The 17996-nt window shown below is 46.5% G+C and carries 13 protein-coding genes; 3 read left to right on the top strand and 10 right to left on the bottom strand.

Annotated elements, in window-relative coordinates:
• Positions 1-9: 9 nt before the first annotated feature.
• From accB to ACED42_RS12960, 5 genes are all read right to left on the bottom strand, one after another.
• Complete coding sequence (gene accB / locus ACED42_RS12980; RefSeq protein WP_004729736.1) at positions 10-462, bottom strand: acetyl-CoA carboxylase biotin carboxyl carrier protein; 453 nt, start codon at positions 460-462, stop codon at positions 10-12.
• Between the two features lie 74 nt (positions 463-536).
• Complete coding sequence (gene aroQ, locus ACED42_RS12975; RefSeq protein ID WP_009844692.1) at positions 537-986, bottom strand: type II 3-dehydroquinate dehydratase; 450 nt, start codon at positions 984-986, stop codon at positions 537-539.
• Between the two features lie 323 nt (positions 987-1309).
• Positions 1310-3259, bottom strand: a complete 1950-nt coding sequence (gene acs, locus ACED42_RS12970) for an acetate--CoA ligase (protein WP_009844693.1) — start codon at positions 3257-3259, stop codon at positions 1310-1312.
• A 218-nt stretch (positions 3260-3477) separates the two neighbouring features.
• Positions 3478-4110, bottom strand: a complete 633-nt coding sequence (locus ACED42_RS12965; protein WP_371702828.1) for a 3'-5' exonuclease — start codon at positions 4108-4110, stop codon at positions 3478-3480.
• A gap of 11 nt (positions 4111-4121) precedes the next feature.
• Positions 4122-5951: a DUF294 nucleotidyltransferase-like domain-containing protein gene (locus tag ACED42_RS12960; protein ID WP_371695206.1), complete on the bottom strand. Its 1830-nt coding sequence runs from the start codon at positions 5949-5951 to the stop codon at positions 4122-4124.
• A 249-nt stretch (positions 5952-6200) separates the two neighbouring features.
• On the opposite strand from ACED42_RS12960, the gene ACED42_RS12955 reads away from it, so the two are divergent.
• Entirely contained in the window at positions 6201-7397 is a 1197-nt protein-coding gene (locus ACED42_RS12955; protein WP_009844696.1) for a 3-phenylpropionate MFS transporter, read from the top strand.
• Between the two features lie 117 nt (positions 7398-7514).
• The gene (locus ACED42_RS12950) at positions 7515-10946 is read left to right on the top strand and encodes a PAS-domain containing protein (protein ID WP_371702826.1); all 3432 of its coding nucleotides are present in this window, start codon (positions 7515-7517) and stop codon (positions 10944-10946) included.
• Positions 10947-11075: 129 nt separating this feature from the next.
• Here ACED42_RS12950 and ACED42_RS12945 read toward each other — a convergent pair whose 3' ends face one another.
• The 4 genes from ACED42_RS12945 to ACED42_RS12930 form a co-directional block, all read right to left on the bottom strand.
• Positions 11076-12461, bottom strand: a complete 1386-nt coding sequence (locus ACED42_RS12945; protein WP_371702824.1) for a class II fumarate hydratase — start codon at positions 12459-12461, stop codon at positions 11076-11078.
• 12 nt (positions 12462-12473) lie between these two features.
• The gene (locus ACED42_RS12940; RefSeq protein WP_017096527.1) at positions 12474-12857 is read right to left on the bottom strand and encodes a hypothetical protein; all 384 of its coding nucleotides are present in this window, start codon (positions 12855-12857) and stop codon (positions 12474-12476) included.
• Positions 12858-13059: 202 nt separating this feature from the next.
• Positions 13060-14763 carry a sodium:solute symporter family protein gene (locus ACED42_RS12935; protein ID WP_009844700.1) on the bottom strand — a complete coding sequence of 568 codons (1704 nt, stop codon included), beginning with the start codon at positions 14761-14763 and terminating at the stop codon, positions 13060-13062.
• Between the two features lie 10 nt (positions 14764-14773).
• Positions 14774-15040 carry a DUF4212 domain-containing protein gene (locus ACED42_RS12930; RefSeq protein WP_009844701.1) on the bottom strand — a complete coding sequence of 89 codons (267 nt, stop codon included), beginning with the start codon at positions 15038-15040 and terminating at the stop codon, positions 14774-14776.
• 438 nt (positions 15041-15478) lie between these two features.
• Between ACED42_RS12930 and ACED42_RS12925 the strand changes: the two genes are divergently transcribed.
• Positions 15479-17230: a potassium/proton antiporter gene (locus tag ACED42_RS12925; protein ID WP_371702822.1), complete on the top strand. Its 1752-nt coding sequence runs from the start codon at positions 15479-15481 to the stop codon at positions 17228-17230.
• Here the strand turns inward: ACED42_RS12925 and ACED42_RS12920 are convergent.
• Positions 17227-17856 carry a response regulator transcription factor gene (locus ACED42_RS12920; protein WP_012604978.1) on the bottom strand — a complete coding sequence of 210 codons (630 nt, stop codon included), beginning with the start codon at positions 17854-17856 and terminating at the stop codon, positions 17227-17229. The genes ACED42_RS12925 and ACED42_RS12920 overlap by 4 nt on opposite strands.
• Between the last annotated feature and the right edge of the window lie 140 nt (positions 17857-17996).

Raw genomic sequence — 17996 nt, 5'->3', positions numbered from 1 at the left:
TGCTCTCTATTATTCGATAATTACTAGAGCTTGGTCGAATTCTACTGGTTGACCGTCTTCAACTAGGATAGCCGTTACAACACCAGATTTATCAGCTTCGATTTGGTTCATCATTTTCATCGCTTCAACGATACATAGTGTTTCGCCAGCAGTTACAGATTGACCCACTTTAACGAACGGTTTTGCATCTGGGCTTGGAGCACCGTAGAAAGTACCAACCATTGGAGAAAGAACTTGGTGACCAGCAGGAACCGCAGGAGCTGCCGCTTCTGCAGCTACAGGTGCCGCCGCAGGTGCTGCTGCCGCTACAGGAGCTGGAGCTGCTGCATATTGAATAGGCGCTGCAGATACAGGGCTGTTACGACTGATTCGTACTGACTCTTCACCTTCAGAGATCTCTAGCTCAGAAATACCAGACTCTTCAACCAATTCGATTAGCTTCTTGATTTTGCGAATATCCATTGTTTCTTTCTCTTTATCTGTTGATTGAACTTACTCTTTGACTGAGTAGGTTAGTAATAGTTCGTTGTTTTTATTTACTTTGCGTTGAGCTTGTTGAGCGCAGCTGTCAAAGCAAATTGATAACCTTGGGCACCTAAGCCACAAATCACACCTTCTGCTTTATCAGACAGGTAAGAGTGGTGACGGAATGGTTCACGTGCGTGAACATTCGATAGGTGAACCTCAATAAATGGGATAGCAACACCAAGTAGTGCATCACGCAACGCCACACTGGTATGTGTAAAGGCCGCTGGGTTGATAATAATGAAATCAACATTTTGATAAGCACTATGGATAGCTTCAATCAGCTCATACTCACGATTTGACTGTAAGTGAGATAGCTCAACATCGTGTGTTTTCGCTTGCTCGGTCAATGAGCTAATAATCTGGTCAAGTGTTTGAGAACCGTAGTGTGCAGGTTCTCTAAGGCCTAACAGATTAAGGTTTGGTCCATTTAAAACTAGAATGCGAAACTTTGTAGACATTGTGGGGCTATCTTCCTTTATCGTGTTTACGAACGTGAATGTTGCCATTTTATTGAAAATTTGGGGATAATTTCCAGTAAGAAAAACCCAAATTTAAAAATTAGAACCAGATTATAGCTAATTCAGCGCAAATCGCAGCAATTTACTGGTCTAATCTCCTATTGAGAGAGTGTGAGATTGTTACCAACTTAACAAAAAAGCGCCTTAGCCTTAATTTTGTCGAGGATATTTGAGATCAAGATCAGCCATAAAAAAACCGCCACATAGGTGACGGTTTAGAAAGGAGTTGTTTTAAACAGTAATTACGTAATGTGACGGGTTGCTTATGCCAGTTCCGCTTTCTCTGCAATCAGCTTATCGACCACGCTTGGGTCTGCGAGTGTCGACGTATCGCCTAGGTTGCCAGTATCGCCAGTGGCAATCTTACGCAGGATACGACGCATGATTTTACCTGAACGAGTTTTTGGTAATGAGTCGGTCCAGTGCAGTACATCTGGCGTTGCGATTGGGCCTATCTCTTTGCGTACCCAGTCTTTCACTTCTTTATGAAGCTCTGCGGTCGGAAATTCACCATCATTCAACGTGATGTAAGCGTAAATCGCTTGGCCTTTAATATCATGAGGGATACCTACAATCGCAGCCTCTGCGATCTTATCAAATGCGACTAGAGCCGATTCAATCTCAGCGGTACCCATACGGTGGCCTGATACGTTCAGAACGTCATCAACACGGCCAGTAATCCAGTAGTAACCGTCTTCATCACGACGAGCACCATCACTGGTGAAGTACATGCCTTTAAAGGTCGAGAAGTAAGTTTGTTCGAAACGGTCATGATCGCCGTGAACGGTACGCATCTGGCCTGGCCAAGAGTCAAGAATCACTAGGTTGCCGTCTGTTGCACCCTCAATGATGTTACCCATGTTATCAACCAGCGCCGGTTGCACACCGAAGAATGGACGCGTCGCTGAGCCCGGTTTTAGATCGGTTGCCCCCGGTAGTGGTGCGATTAAGATACCACCCGTTTCTGTTTGCCACCATGTATCAACAATTGGAGACTGCTCATTACCGATTGTTTTGTAGTACCACTCCCACGCCTCTGGGTTGATAGGTTCACCCACTGAGCCCATGATTCTTAGGCTGTCACGAGACGTGCCTTCAACGGCTTCATTGCCTTTCGCCATCAATGCACGAATAGCTGTTGGCGCCGTATAAAGAATATTAACTTGGTGCTTATCGACCACTTCACTCATGCGGCTTGTGTTCGGGTAGTTCGGCACGCCTTCAAACAGAATGGTTTTTGCACCATTGGCAAGCGGTCCGTAAACAAGGTATGTGTGACCGGTAATCCAACCCACATCGGCTGTACACCAGAAAGTTTCGCCTTCTTGGTAATCGAATACGTATTTGAAGGTCATTGCTGCATAAACAAGGTAACCACCTGTGGTGTGCATAACACCCTTAGGTTTGCCTGTTGAACCTGACGTATAAAGGATGAATAGTGGGTCTTCTGCGTTCATCTCTTCTGGAGGACAATCTGCAGATACATTAGCAATAGCATCGTGCCACCACACATCGCGGTGTTCGTGCCATGCAACATCGCCGCCAGTACGTTTGAATACTACAACCTTTTCGATGTTCTTCACTTCAGGATTCGTCAGTGCTTCATCGACATTTTTCTTCAGTGGAACCGCACGGCCGCCACGCACGCCTTCATCGGCAGTGATAACGACTTTAGAATTTGAGTCGATAATACGACCAGACAGTGCTTCTGGGGAGAAACCGCCAAATACTACTGTGTGAACCGCCCCGATACGGGTACACGCCAGCATCGCAACCGCAGCTTCTGGAACCATTGGCATGTATAAACAAACTACATCACCTTTGCGCACGCCTTGCTCTTTTAGAGCATTTGAAAACAGGCACACTTCTTTGTGTAGTTCATTAAAAGTTAGAGTTTTGTCATCTGCCGGGTCATCGCCTTCCCAGATAATAGCGACTTCATCGCCGCGTTCAGCAAGGTGGCGGTCGATACAGTTAGCCGAAACGTTAAGCGTGCCATCTTCAAACCAGCGAATATCAATGTGGCCAGGGTCGAAAGAGGTATTTTTTACCTGTGTGAAAGGTTTAATCCAATCAACGATTTTTCCGTGTTCACCCCAAAAGCCTTCAGGGTCAGAAACAGATTGCTGGTACATGGCTAGGTAAGTGTCATTATCCGCGTGTGTGGTTGATTTAATATTTTCTTTTACCGGATAAACGTGGGCTTCACTCATTGCATCTCTCCTTGTGCCTACATTCCTAATGAACTGGCAACTTCCTTTGTGTTCAGTTTCTAGGTCTATTACAGAACCATCTTTGTGTTATCACTCTCGACTAGGACGGCGATTTCCACAATTAGACTTTAGGATGAGACGGTGCTTTTCACTTACAAAATAGCGAGTTAAGTTCATTTTTGAGATGTTGCTCTCTATGTGAAGAGCCTGTGGTTGAATTAAGAATAAGAAGAGTTGAAACGGGGCAGATCACCATGTTTCAGGCGAACAAAGATCAGGGCGGCGGAGATAGCGTCTTGTAATGCATCATGTTTATTGACGGGGATAGGTAAATCGAGCTGGCGACAGATGGCGTCCATACTGAGATCAAAATAGGCATTGGGCAGCTGCCTTTCGAGCTTGTCTTGATAAAGTTGGCTTACTTCGACTAATCGGTTAGGCAGTGGAAATCCAAGCTGTTTTAAACTGGCGCGATCGAGGATTTTTTTATCATAGCGGATGTGATAGCCGACTAAAGGACGATTTCCAATGAAGTTCAGTAGCTCGATTAAAGCCTGTTTTTCTTCGATGCCGTGCTTTAGATCTTGATGGCGAATACGGTGGATTTTTATTGAATTGCAATCGAGCGATTGAGGGGCGCGCAATCGGACTTCAAAAGGTTGGCTGGTAATGATTCGGTTGCCGATGATCTTGGTTGCGGCAATGGTGACTAATTCTGCCTGATTGGGGTCGAGGCTGGTGGTTTCACAATCGAGAGATACGTATTCGTGATTAGCAGGCGCAGTAAACAGAGGCTGATAAGTAGAGCCTTTGAGTTTATGATGCCAGTAATAACGAACCAATCTATTCATCGTTCAATCGCCTAATCCCGTATCTGATAGTGGTAGCCAAGCCATTGCTTGAATTTTTTGACCACATGCAAGCTATGGCGAAGCAGGTCTCTGTCTGCTCGCTCCATCAATTTGACGTTAATCTTGTTGCTACTGTGCTGCTGAGAAAGTCTTTGGGCTAAGCGCCACTTAAAGAACTGTTTGAGTGCTTCACTAAGGTTATCGGCGGTACTTTGCTCAAGCACTTTCTTACAGACCAACTGTTCAATGCGTTCGAAGGTGTTGTTTACCGTGACACCATGCTCAAGACAGAGTGCCCTCACACCATGCACGATAGGGAAAATACCGCCTTGTTTGATATCGAGCCCTGACTTGGATTGTTTAACATTGCCAAACAGGGTGAGGGGTACTGAGAAGTTCAGAGCCGGTCGGCAGAATTCAGTCAGAATCAATTCTTGTCCGAGCATCAAATCACTTAGGTGCTGCTTTACGGGTTTTAATAACTCTCTATTACCCGCAACGGCGTGTGCATCCGCCATGATCGCGATATCCATCACGGTATCTGGCGTGGCTTTTTTTACCCAACGGGTGAGGGTTTGTTTCCACTCTTGTTCTGAATGCACCCATTTGGGGTTGTTGACCATCACGTTGCCCGGACAGAGTGGATAGCCCAATTGCTGCAATGTATGAGTGAGGTCGTTCATGGCGCTCTGGCATTGGTGCCACTCCAAGCCATCTTGAATTATTAGCGCGTTGTCTTGATCGGTTTTGAGGATTTGTTCTCCACGGCCTTCGGAACCCAACACGATGAGGCAGCAATGATTATGCAGTGCGGGTGGGATAACCAACTCAAACGCTTTCTCTATGATCTGTTCATTAACGGCTGAAATTAGCTCCATGATGAAGCGCGTGCGAATGCCGTTATTGAGTAGGCTTTCGACCAGTTGACGTTGTTTGTTGGAGGCTAATGCGAGCTCTTCAATGCTGGTGGATCGCGCAATACGCAAAGTGAGCACGTGAGAGTGAGTGGAGAATGCACTGAGGATTTGTGTCATATCCACCATGCCGACAGCATTTAGACCGTCACAAACCATCAACCTTTTTACCCGGTTTCTGGTCATGGTAATCATGGCATTAAATAAGAAATCCCCTTGGTTTACGTGCATCACCGGAAATGTTGCAATCTCGCCAACGGGCGTATCCTGTGGGAAGTTATCGAGCATTACAGCGTGCAATAAATTGGTTCGTGTGACGATCCCATACGGTAAGGAGCCTGAACCAAAATCTTTTATGCCTTTGTCGTCTAAATGCACCAGCGCCGAGTCTAAGCCTTGTTCTTTTAGGATTTGAGTCACTTGGTTGATGGGTTGCCCTGGCTCAAGAATCAGTGGTGGGTGATAGATAGAGCCATCCACTTTGGTCAATATAAACTCGGCAAGGTTTTGTTGCTGCTGAGCGGCCTCAATCAGAGTTTTCCGTGTCGACAGGTTACTATCAAAGTAGGCGGCAAATTGACCATTAGCGTGGTAAAGATCGAGAAAAATATCGGTAGGCAGTAGGTAGCTTAAGGTGTCTTCGAGTGCGATATATTGATGTTTGGTGTGAGGTTCAAACTGGCTGCGCACATCAAAAATATCGTCATTGGCGTAATGTGCGTAAATCTCACCATCACTGCTTGCGCGCTCTTCAACGGCTCCTTTGATCAGGATGTGCAGGTGTCTGCTCGGCCTATCTGCTTCCAGTATCACTTCTTGAGAGCGGTAATACACCACGTCTAATGAAGAGCGAAGCTTCAATTGTTCCGTATCGGACAGGCTATCGAAGGGTGGGTGCTGCATATTAAATTTTTCAGGCATAAGCATCACAAGAAGTGGGAGTCTTTAATCAGTCTGACAAAATACCAGCGAAGCTCCAGACGACTTTAGTCTAAATGCAGACTAGATATCGATGAACGTGATATAGCTTGGTGATAAGTGATAAGTGATAAGTGATAAGTGATATCTAGGCTAATTAAATATAGGAATGCTATCCCAGTAATAATTCCCTTTTTCATCCTACTCTAGATAGGCATAATTGGAGCCGCCTTTTTCCGCACACTTTATAGGTTATTTATGTTTAGCCCCTCTCCTTACGGATGGATATCTCAGTATTTTCTTGGTTTCTTTTTTGCGTATGGTGTGTACTTGCCATTTTGGGCGTTGTGGTTTGAAGACCAAGGCGTTTCTGCAGGGGACATCGGTGTATTGATTGGTATTGGTTTTGCGACTCGCTGTGTTGCTAACCTTGTGATTACGCCGCGCATCCATAACGTAGAGAATCTTTTGCCCGCTCTGCGCTGGTTGAGCTTCGCCTCATTGTTATTTGTTGGTTTCCACTTTTTTACTGGAGGCAGTTTTCTATTGATGCTGTTGGCAACAGTATTGTTTAACCTGTGTTGTGGGCCGGTTATCCCTCTTTCTGACGCAATGGCTAACCATTACAGTCGTCTTAAGATGCTTGACTATGGACGCACTCGTTTATGGGGTTCGATTGCTTTTATTGCGGGTTCAACCGTGGTGGGTTATTTAGTCGCACAGTTCGGCACTGATATGATTTTGTATACAGCGCTTGTTGGTGTGCTGTTGTCGTTAGTGTTGGCGATGAGAAACCCTAACGTGATGCCAGTAACGCAATCTGAGAAACAAGCAGTGCGACCAAAATTAGGTGAGTTACTGCGTGAGTCGTCTGTGGTTAAATTTTTGGCCTTGATGGCGTTGCTGCAAGGTAGCCATGCGGCTTACTACAGTTTTAGTGCGATTTACTGGAAAGAAGCCGGTCACTCAGAAGCGATTATTGGTTATTTATGGAGCCTAGGCGTTGTTGCTGAGGTGGCTGTGTTTGCTCTCAGTAAGCGCTTATTCTCTGGCTGGTCAATGCGTACTCTGTTCGTGGTAGCTGCAATCGGTGTGATGGCTCGTTGGGGGATTACCGCATCAACAACGGCGATTTTCGCCTTGGTTATGGTGCAAATGCTGCATGGTGTGACGTTTGCTATGGCGCACATCGCAGCCATTCAATACATTCAATCAGAAGAACAGAATAAAATGGTCGCGCTGCAAGCTCTGTATAACGCGATCCCATTGGGGGCTGTTATCGCACTAATGACGACCTTAAGTGGTTGGGGCTATGAGCTTTGGGGGGCAAACATCTTCTGGGGTATGGCCGCGATGGGGGCTCTTGCTCTGTTCATTAAGTTGGACGAGAGAAGTTCAGTGGTTGAGATTAATCAATCAGGTTCGGAACAATTAGAATCTAACAGCAAATGCTGATAATTAGAGTCTGAAGCACAGAATTTAAGCGATTCGATTGAGTTAATGACCCATCCTTAGTTAAATGAAACCTCTCCCTTATGGAGAGGTTTTTTTATGGATGAAAAAGGGTTTTTAATGCAAGGATGGATAGTAATTCCAGTCTCTTTAGCCTATTTGGGCGTGTTATTTCTGATCGCTTGGTATGGAGACAGGCAGGTTCGTTGGCTATCGCGTTGGCGCCCATGGATCTATAGTCTTTCGATTGCAGTGTATTGTACCTCTTGGACTTTCTATGGAACGGTCGGACAGGCGAGCAATAACCCATGGTCCTTTTTACCCATCTATCTCGCCCCCATTCTGGTCTTTACACTCGGGTGGCGGATCTTGGCGCGGTTGATCCTGATTGCAAAGCGTGAACACATCACTTCAATTGCCGACTTTATCGCGGCTCGTTATGGAAAATCTCAGGGCTTGGCTGTTGCCGTCACCGTGATTGCCGTGGTCGGTATTCTTCCTTATATCGCGCTACAGCTGCGTGGTATTACGATGGGGCTAGATATTGTTGCGCCAAACCTAGCGTCTGATTTCGGTTATCAGGATTATCACGTCTCTTGGTTTGTGGTCGGTGCTTTGGCCATTTTTACCATGCTGTTTGGTACTCGGCACATCGATAACACAGAGCATCACCGTGGCATGATGATGGCGGTGGCGTTTGAGTCAATTGTTAAGCTAGCGGCATTCCTGATTGTTGGCCTGTTTATTATCTACCTGGCGATGAGCAGTGACAAAATTGACTTGTTTGATGTGGCGGCTTCCACCTACGAATCGCCCAATATTCCGACCTTAATTATTCATACCGTTTTGACTATGTTGGCGATTGTCTGTCTGCCGCGCCAATTTCACACCATGGTGGTTGAGAACGAACGTCCTCAAGATTTGCATACCGCTCGCTGGTTGTTTCCACTTTATCTGATTTTAATGGGCCTGTTTGTGCTGCCAATTGCTTGGGCAGGACAGGGGTTGCTTACTGATATGCCAGCTGATACTTACGTGATCAGTGTACCAATGGCAGAAGGGGCGAATCACATTGCTTTGTTAGCTTTCCTCGGAGGTACTTCAGCGGCGAGTGGAATGGTGATTGTTTCGACCATCGCATTAGCGATCATGGTTTCGAATGATTTAGTAATGCCATTGCTGCTGCGCCGTATGCGTCTAACTCAAAGAACCCATCGACATTTTTCTGGCATGTTGCTGGTGATTCGACGCGGGTTGATTTTACTGCTGTTACTTGGTGCTTGGCTGTTCTATCAAGCGCTCGATACCATTCACTCACTGTCGGCGATTGGCTTTCTTTCCTTTGCGGCGATTGCTCAATTCGCGCCAGCACTTATTGGTGGTTTGTACTGGCGTCCGGGCAACCGGAAGGGGGTCTATGTCGGCTTAATGGTGGGCTCGTTGATTTGGCTGATCACCCTGATGAGCCAAACCAGCATGCTGGCGGGCGATAGTGAAAGTAACCTTTTACTGTGGATTATCACGCCACCAGAGTTGTTCAACAGTTGGGAGATCAGCAGTTCAAACTGGGGGATTGTGCTGAGTATTTTACTGAATACTTTGTGTTATGCCGTGGTTTCGATGGTGACCAGACCAAGCCTAAGTGAGCGTTTACAATCGGCTGCTTTTATTGGCACACCATTACCAGAAAATGAGAACATCAGCCTCTATCAGAGCCGTGTGACGGTCGCTGAATTAGAAATGCTGGCGTCTCGTTTTGTGGGGCGTAAGCGTGCGAAAAGTGCCTTACAGAGTTATTGGCAACAGCACGGGCAGCCGCTACTTCCTAACCAACAAGCGCCCGCAAGCCTGATTCGACATGCAGAACGTGTGCTCGCTGGTGTATTCGGTGCATCTTCAGCTAAGTTAGTACTTACTTCGGCCTTGCAGGGCAGAAATATGCAGCTTGAGGAAGTTGCGACCATCGTTGATGAAGCCTCTGAACTGTACGATTTCAGCCGTGGTTTACTGCAAGGTGCGATTGAACATATTGGTCAAGGCATTGCCGTAATTGACAAACAAATGAGGCTGGTGGCGTGGAATCAACGTTACTTAGAACTGTTTGAGTTCCCTGCAGGCTTGATTCAGGTGGGTCGACCCATTTCAGATGTAATTCGTCACAATGCTGAGCAAGGTTTGTGTGGCCCAGGCGACCCAGAAGATCACGTTCGACGCCGTGTTTATCACCTTGAGCAAGGCACGCGACACACCTCATCTCGTATTCGTCCGGATGGTCGAGTGATTGAGGTGCAAGGTAACCCAATGCCAAGTGGTGGCTTCGTCATGAGCTTTACCGATATCACGGTTTTCAGACAAGCAGAGCAAGCGCTAAAAGATGCTAATGAAAGCTTGGAATCGAGAGTCCATGAACGAACTCAAGAGCTCGAGAAGCTTAACCATCGCTTGGTAAAGGCGACGCAAATATCTGACCAAGAATCACAATCTAAGAGTCGTTTTCTTGCGGCTGTTAGTCACGATTTGATGCAGCCATTAAATGCTGCTCGCTTGTTTGCTTCTTCGCTATCTGAGGTCGCAAAAGAACAAGAGGAGAAGCAGCTTTCTTCTCATATCGAAAGTGCGTTGGGTGCGGCTGAAGATCTGATTGGCGACTTGTTGGATATCTCCCGCTTGGAGTCAGGAAAACTAGAAACCAACATTCACGCGATTGCCGTGCACGATGTGCTAACCAATTTGAATGCGGAATTTAGCGCCCTAGCGATGCAGCAAAAAATTGATTTTAAGATGATCCCCTCATCCCTCTTCATTCACTCTGACCCTAAGTTGCTTAGACGAGTGATTCAGAATTTTTTGACTAATGCTTTTCGCTATAACCCAGAAGGGAAGGTGGTGCTCGGCGCAAGAAGAGTCAATGGGCAGGTGCGAATTGATGTGTGGGATAACGGAACTGGTATCGATGAAGACAAGCAACAGGAGATCTTCGAAGAGTTTACGCGTGGTAGTCAAGTTCGTGCCGATCAGGGGTTGGGATTAGGGTTGGCGATTTCGAAAGGGATTGCTCATGTGCTTGGTCATCAAATCTCGATGCGTTCATGGCCGGGAGAAGGCAGCGTCTTTTCCATCACCTTAGCGAGAGCAGAGCAAGTGGCTCCGGTTGTGCAAGCTTCTACGCCAATGGCGACCAGTGATATCGAGCACTTGAAAATACTGTGTGTCGATAATGAGCGAGAAATTTTGGTCGGTATGGAGAACTTGATAGGGCGATGGGGCTGTGAAGTTAAGACCGCCGTCGACTTAGTCGAAAGTTTGAATTGTCTCGATGATGATTGGCAGCCGGATGTGATTTTCTCTGATTATCGCCTCGATAATGGCCGAACGGGTCTCGAAGTGTTGCAACAATGCCGTTTACGTCTTGGGGACTCTTTTGAAGGCGTCATCATCAGTGCTGATAGAACCGATGACATGTTGGCAGCGATAAAGGCCAACAGCTTCAGCTTTATTGCTAAACCTGTGAAGCCACTAAAACTCAGAGCGGTTCTAAATCGTGTGAGTTAATTAGGAATAATCAGCTCTAATTCCTAATTAATGAACTGATGTAAAAAAAGGCCTCGGATGAGGCATTTTTTGTTTCAGTAAGGATCGTTAATGCCTATTCGATTTTTAACTAAATAGATAAATAACTAACTAGCCCGCAATACCGCCCTGCGTCAGCGTGCTTGGATCAAGCAGCTTGCTGAGTTCTTCTCGGCTAAGATCCGTTTCTCGTTCGGCCACATCAAGAATCGGTAAGCCCTCTTTGTAGGCTTTCTTGGCAATATCAGCCGCTTTTAGATAGCCAATCACAGGGTTAAGTGCGGTCACCAGAATTGGATTCTTTGAAAGCGCTAAATCAAGATTGTCTTGGCGCACGGTGAAGGTAGCTATCGCTTTATCAGCCAGTGCGACTGAGCTGTTGGCTAATAGTTCTATGCTTTCTAGAACGTTATGAGCAATAACGGGCAGCATCACATTCAATTGGAAGTTACCCGATTGGCCTGCAATCGTAATGGTGGTGTCATTACCTATTACTTGAGCCGCCGCCATGGCTGCAGCTTCTGGAATTACAGGGTTTACCTTGCCAGGCATGATAGACGAGCCCGGCTGCAGAGCCTGCAATTCAATTTCCCCTAAGCCAGCCAACGGCCCAGAGTTCATCCAGCGAAGATCGTTTGAGATCTTCATGATCGCAACTGCTGCAGTTTTGAGCTGACCAGAGAGCGCAACGATCGCGTCTTGACTGCTGAGGTTAAAAAAGAAGTTTTCACTGGAGCTGAAACTGATCTTTGTCGATTGAGACAGGTTACTCGCAAACTTATCGGCAAAGCGCGGGTCAGCATTGATCCCTGTTCCAACCGCAGTGCCACCTTGCGCTAAAGCCTTGATAGCGGGCAGGGTGCTCTCTATTGCTTGCTTAGCGTGTTCTATCTGAAATTTCCAACCACCTAGCTCTTGAGCAAAGGTCATTGGCATCGCATCCATTAGATGAGTGCGACCGGTCTTCACGACCTCTGCAAGTTCCTGTTGCTTGATAGTGAGTGCTCCAGAAAGGTGAGTTAATGCAGGTAACAACTTGTTTTCTGCCATCAAAGCAACGCTCACTTGAATTGCGGTTGGTACCACATCGTTACTGCTTTGCCCCATGTTTACGTGATCATTCGGGTTCACGTCTCCTTGCAGGCTTCTTGAAGCGAGCGTGGCAATCACTTCGTTAGCATTCATGTTAGAGCTGGTGCCAGAGCCCGTCTGATAGACATCAATAGGGAATTGCTCGAGGTGTTTACCATCGATGATCTCTTGGCTGGCTTCGGCTATCGCGTTGGCAATATCACCTTCCAGTAAACCTAGCTGAGCATTAGTATCGGCGGCGGCCAGCTTAATTAACGCCAGTGCTTGAATGAAGCTGGTTGGCATCTTGTGTGAACTAAACGCGAAGTTATCCGCGGCACGCTGAGTTTGTGCTTGGTATAGCGCATCGGCAGGAACTTTCACTTCGCCCATGCTGTCTTTTTCTATCCGAAATTGTAGGGTCATCTTCTATCCTTGTTAGCCAAGTGGGGCTTGGACTTGTTGTAGTGTTTGGCTGAGATTCAAAAAACGCGCTTGGCCTTGAGGCTGCTGGCAGTAGTGGCGTTTCAAATAAAATAGTGGTGAGTGAATAGAGTCTAGGCAGATATGACGAAAGGCGAAACTGCGTTCTGGAGACTCAATCGCTTCTATCAAATGGAAGAAAACTTGGCGCAGGTACAGCTCGCACAACAAGATGTTTTCTTGGGCGGCATGCTTTTCATAGTAAGCGGAAAGCGTTAGTGCACACTCGATGTAGTCTCGAATCACAAACGGCTCATGGCCTTGAACTTGCTCTAATGAAGCAAAGCGATCTTGTGCTTTGTAAAACCTCGAATAGAGACTCTGCTGTTCTTTCATCATTATTTGCATCTCTTCAATAGATGTTAATGATAATTATTATCAAATGAGGTTTTAAAAACAACCCTTTGTTTATCTTTTTATAAAATGGAGGGGAAAAGAAAAAGCCGATACATGACGTATCGGCTTTCTTGAGTCAGTACCTAATCCCTACAATGTAAGTACTGATTCTTTTTTGCTAAACATCTTTGTTTCGTGGTAGTGCTTAGTGGTCGTGAGCTTCACCAGCACCTTTCGGGTAACGAATGTTCTCAACCATCTCTTGTACATCTTCAGGAACTTCAGCGGTCACTTTGTTCACTGCAATTGATACTACGAAGTTTAGACACATACCTAGCGTACCGATGCCTTCTGGGCTGATACCAAACCACCAGTTTTCCGGTGTGCTTGCTGCTGGGTTAATGAACTTGAAGTAGATGATGTAGCTTGCTGTGAAGGCAATACCTGACAACATACCTGCAATTGCGCCTTCCTTATTCATCTTCTTGTAGAAGATACCTAGGATGATCGCTGGGAAGAAGGATGCTGCGGCTAAGCCGAAGGCAAACGCTACTACCTGTGCTACAAAGCCTGGTGGGTTGATACCCAAGTAACCTGCACCTACAATCGCGATCATGGCAGCTAAACGAGCGGCTAACAGCTCCTGCTTGTCGGTCATGTTTGGTCTGAAGCCTTTCTTCAACAAGTCATGTGAAATCGACGTTGAGATTACCAATAGTAGACCCGCGGCTGTTGATAGTGCGGCTGCTAGGCCACCGGCTGCAAGTAGTGCTACAACCCAGTTTGGTAGTTTTGCTAGCTCTGGAGAAGCCAGTACGATGATGTCACGGTTAATCTTCATCTCGTTGCGCTCATCGCCCGAGTAGAACATTTTGCCATCGCCGTTCTTATCTTCCCAACCAACTAGGCCAGTGCTTTCCCAGTTTTTGTACCAGCTTGGTGCTTCTGCTGCTGCGACACCTTGCATGTCTGGGCCGTTAATCGTTTCGATCATGTTTACACGAGCGAAGGCTGCAACGCCTGGTGCTGTTGTGTATAGCAATGAGATGAACAGTAGTGCCCAACCCGCTGAGATACGAGCATCACGTACTTTTGGTACCGTGAAGAAACGAATGATTACGTGTGGAAGACCGGCAGTACCTACCATTAGAGCTGCACAGATGAAGAATACATCTACCATGCTCTTGTTACCTTCGGTATAGGCGGTAAATCCGAGCTCTTCGGTTAGTCCATCCAGTTTATCAAGTAGGTATACATCTGTACCTGATAGAGTCGAGCCCATACCAACTTGTGGAAGTGGGTTACCTGTCATCATGATTGAGGTAAAGATTGCAGGAACAAGGAAGGCGAAAATGAGGACACAGAATTGAGCTACCTGCGTATAAGTGATGCCTTTCATGCCACCAAGCACTGCGTAGAAGAACACAATACCCATACCAATGATGATGCCTAGGTTAATATCAACTTCTAGGAAACGAGAGAATACAACGCCAACACCACGCATCTGGCCCGCAACGTACGTAAATGATACGAAGATTGCACAGAATACCGCTACCATACGTGCTGTTTTCGAGTAGTAACGTTCACCGATGAAATCAGGAACCGTAAACTGACCGAACTTACGTAGGTAAGGTGCTAAACATAGCGCAAGTAGTACGTAACCACCTGTCCAACCCATGAGGTAAACCGCACCGTCGTAACCAACGAATGAGATGATACCTGCCATTGAGATGAATGATGCTGCCGACATCCAGTCAGCGGCTGTTGCCATGCCGTTTGCTACTGGGTGTACGCCGCCGCCAGCAACGTAGAATTCACTCGTTGTTCCAGCGCGAGCCCAGATTGCGATGCCGATATAGACTGCGAAAGTAATACCGACGAGAATAAACGTCCAAGTTTGAATATCCATGTTCTAGCCTCTAGTCTTCCTGTACGTTGTATTTTTTGTCCAGCTTATTCATGCGAACAACGTAAATAAATATCAACGCCACGAAGGTATAAATTGAACCTTGTTGAGCGAACCAAAAACCTAGCTTAAACCCGCCAAATTGAATGGTATTTAGGACATCCACAAATAAGATGCCAGCGCCATAAGACACCACAAACCAGACAGCGAGTAGTGTTCCCATTATTCCCAAGTTTTCCTTCCAGTAGGCTTGAGCATGTTCCGTAGATTCGAACGCCATTGCCTTCTCCTTTAATTCCGTTTTCGTAGAAACCGTTTCTGTAGAAATTGCCGTGTTAACGTAATGTTACGATTTAGAATGTAGCAAGGATAAGTCAAGGGATCTGTGCAACTTTAGTCGGGATGGTATTAGCGCTAATGTACTGAAATATGGGAGCTAGGAGACATAACCATAGAAAAATGTGATGTTACAGTATTGTTAAATTAGCCAAAGGTCTAACAAAGAGGGATGAATTAGAGTGCGAGTCATAAAATTTAACAACTAAATGACCGAGAAACGGTATTTAGCTCTGCTTATGACACGAAGCGAAACATAAGTTTGTTATAGTAACCACGGCACTTTCACCGACCGTGCCTTGCTAAACGGCAGAAGATCAACAAGCTAGTGGCAAAAGATCAACAGGCTTAAAGCTCGGATTTTATTCTTTGGGGGAACGAATTGGACGCAATAACCATTAACCACTTATTCTTGACTGGTGCCGTACTCATCGCCATCAGCGTGCTTTTCTCACAAGTGTCCTCTCGATTGGGCGTTCCTATTCTTTTGATCTTTTTGTTCGTTGGTATGTTAGCGGGTGAAGATGGACCCGGTAATATTCATTTCGATGATTACTCACTGACCTACTTGGTGAGTAACCTTGCGCTTGCCGTGATTCTGTTGGATGGCGGTATGCGAACCAAGGTGGCGAGCTTCAAGGTCGCTTTTTGGCCGTCGCTCTCGCTGGCGACGATAGGTGTCGCATGTACTGCAACCCTAACGGGCTTAATGGCGGCTTGGCTGTTCGATCTGTCATTGATGCAGGGTATCTTAGTTGGTGCGATTGTGGGTTCGACTGATGCCGCTGCGGTATTTTCTTTGTTGAAAGGGCAGAGCCTCAATGAGCGTGTTGGCTCAACCCTAGAGATCGAATCGGGTACCAACGACCCAATGGCGGTGTTCCTGACGGTGACCTTAATTGCGCTTCTGGGCACGCCTGATGCTGAAATGGGGATGAACTTTCTACTGAAAAGCTTTGCGATGCAGTTTGGTATCGGTACCCTTGTTGGTATTGGTGGAGGTTGGGTTCTATGGAGTCTAATTAACCGAGTGCAACTGGCGGATGGCCTTTACTCTATTTTGGTGCTCAGTGGTGGTGTGGCGCTGTTTGCGTTCTCTAACATGCTGGGCGGCAGCGGTATCTTATCGATCTACCTTGTAGGCCTGTTCATTGGTAATCGTCCGACGCGCTCTCGACACTCTATTCTTAATGTTCTTGATGGTATGACGTGGCTAAGCCAGATCGTGATGTTCTTGGTATTGGGCTTATTGGTGACGCCATCAACGTTGATGGACATTGCTCTGCCTGCGCTAGCGCTGGCCTTCGGTATGATTTTGTTTGCTCGTCCGCTGTCGGTTTGGTTGGGTTTACTGCCGTTCAGAAGCTTTACCACCAAAGAACGTTGGTTTGTTTCTTGGGTAGGTTTACGTGGCGCTGTGCCGATCATTTTGGCGGTGTTCCCGATGATGGCTGGCCTGCCCAATGCTCAGCTTTACTTCAATATTGCCTTCTTCGTGGTTATGGTTTCGCTGATTGTTCAGGGCGGTAGCTTGATGAAAGTTGCGAGGTTGGCTCAGGTGACCTTACCACCGACACCAACACCGATTTCTCGTACTGGCATGGAGATTTATCCGACCAGTGAGTGGGAGATGTTTGTCTACAAGCTGAAAGAAGAAAAGTGGTGTGTTGGTGAACCGCTTAAGCGTTTGTCTATGCCTGAAGGGACGCGAATTACGGCACTGTTTAGAAAAGATGCTTTGCTTCACCCATCGGGTAGCACCGTGTTAGAGGCGAACGATATTCTCTGTGTGCTTGGTCAAGATAAAGACCTAGATAGCTTAAGTGCGCTATTCAGTGAGGCTCCTCTAGCTGAAGAGGCCGCTCGATTCTTTGGTGATTTCTTCCTGGATGTCGAACTATCGGTTGCAGCGGTCAGTGATTGTTATGGTATCGAACTGGGCTCGGAAGAAGAGCGAGAAATGACGCTAAAACAATTGGCTGAGCGAGAGCTCGGTGCCCACCCTGTATTAGGCGATAGTTTTGTGTGGCATGACATTACTTGGGTGGTTGCAGAGATAGATGATCATAAAGTCGTCAGGTTGGGTTTATGTTTACCAAAGACGACTTTAAAAGAGGATATAAGCGAAGCTTAGTTGTGGACTTCTTGTAGCAAGATAACTGCTTGAGTTCGGTTTTTTACATCCAGTTTACGGAAGATGGCTGTCATATGTGCCTTGATGGTCGCTTCCGAAACATTCAATTCATAGGCGATTTGCTTGTTTAGCAGGCCGTCTGAAAGCATACCTAACACCTTGTATTGCTGAGGCGTCAGTGTGGAAAGCTTTTCCGCAAGGTCGCTACAGGCTGCATTGTTGGTGATAAGCCCTTCAGGGAAGAACGGGTCGCCATTCAGCACTTGATTCAGTGCACTCACCAATTCACGCATATCACTCGACTTAGGAATGAAGCCAAAGGCACCGTGGCTCTTCACTTGAGTGACAACGCTGGCATCCTCGCTGGCTGAGATCACCACAATCGGTAAATCTGGATATTCAGCACGCAGTTGAATTAAGCCCGACATCCCGTTTGCTCCCGGCATTTTAAGGTCGAGAAGCAACAGGTCTGGTTCATCTTCTTTTTTTAGTAGAGTCAGTAAGGCATCGAGAGAATCAGCCTCAAGCAGGTTCGCACCGCTGATAGCCATATGAACTGACTGAAACAGGGCGTTGCGAAAGAGAGGGTGGTCATCAGCAATGATGATGGTATAGGTCGAGTCCATGACGTTCATACTTTTAACAATTTAGTTAATATTTATTATCATCCTGATTGAGTATGTGGACAATATCTATGCATGAAAAGTCTGAACCATATCGACTTTTATCCCCGGAATAAGAAAGTGTTACTCTGAATAGCAAAAAA

Source organism: Vibrio sp. FF145 (genome assembly GCF_041439075.1).
GTDB lineage: Bacteria > Pseudomonadota > Gammaproteobacteria > Enterobacterales > Vibrionaceae > Vibrio > Vibrio tasmaniensis_A.
Note: the sequence above shows the minus strand (reverse complement) of the source record. Positions and strands in the feature narration are given on the sequence as shown.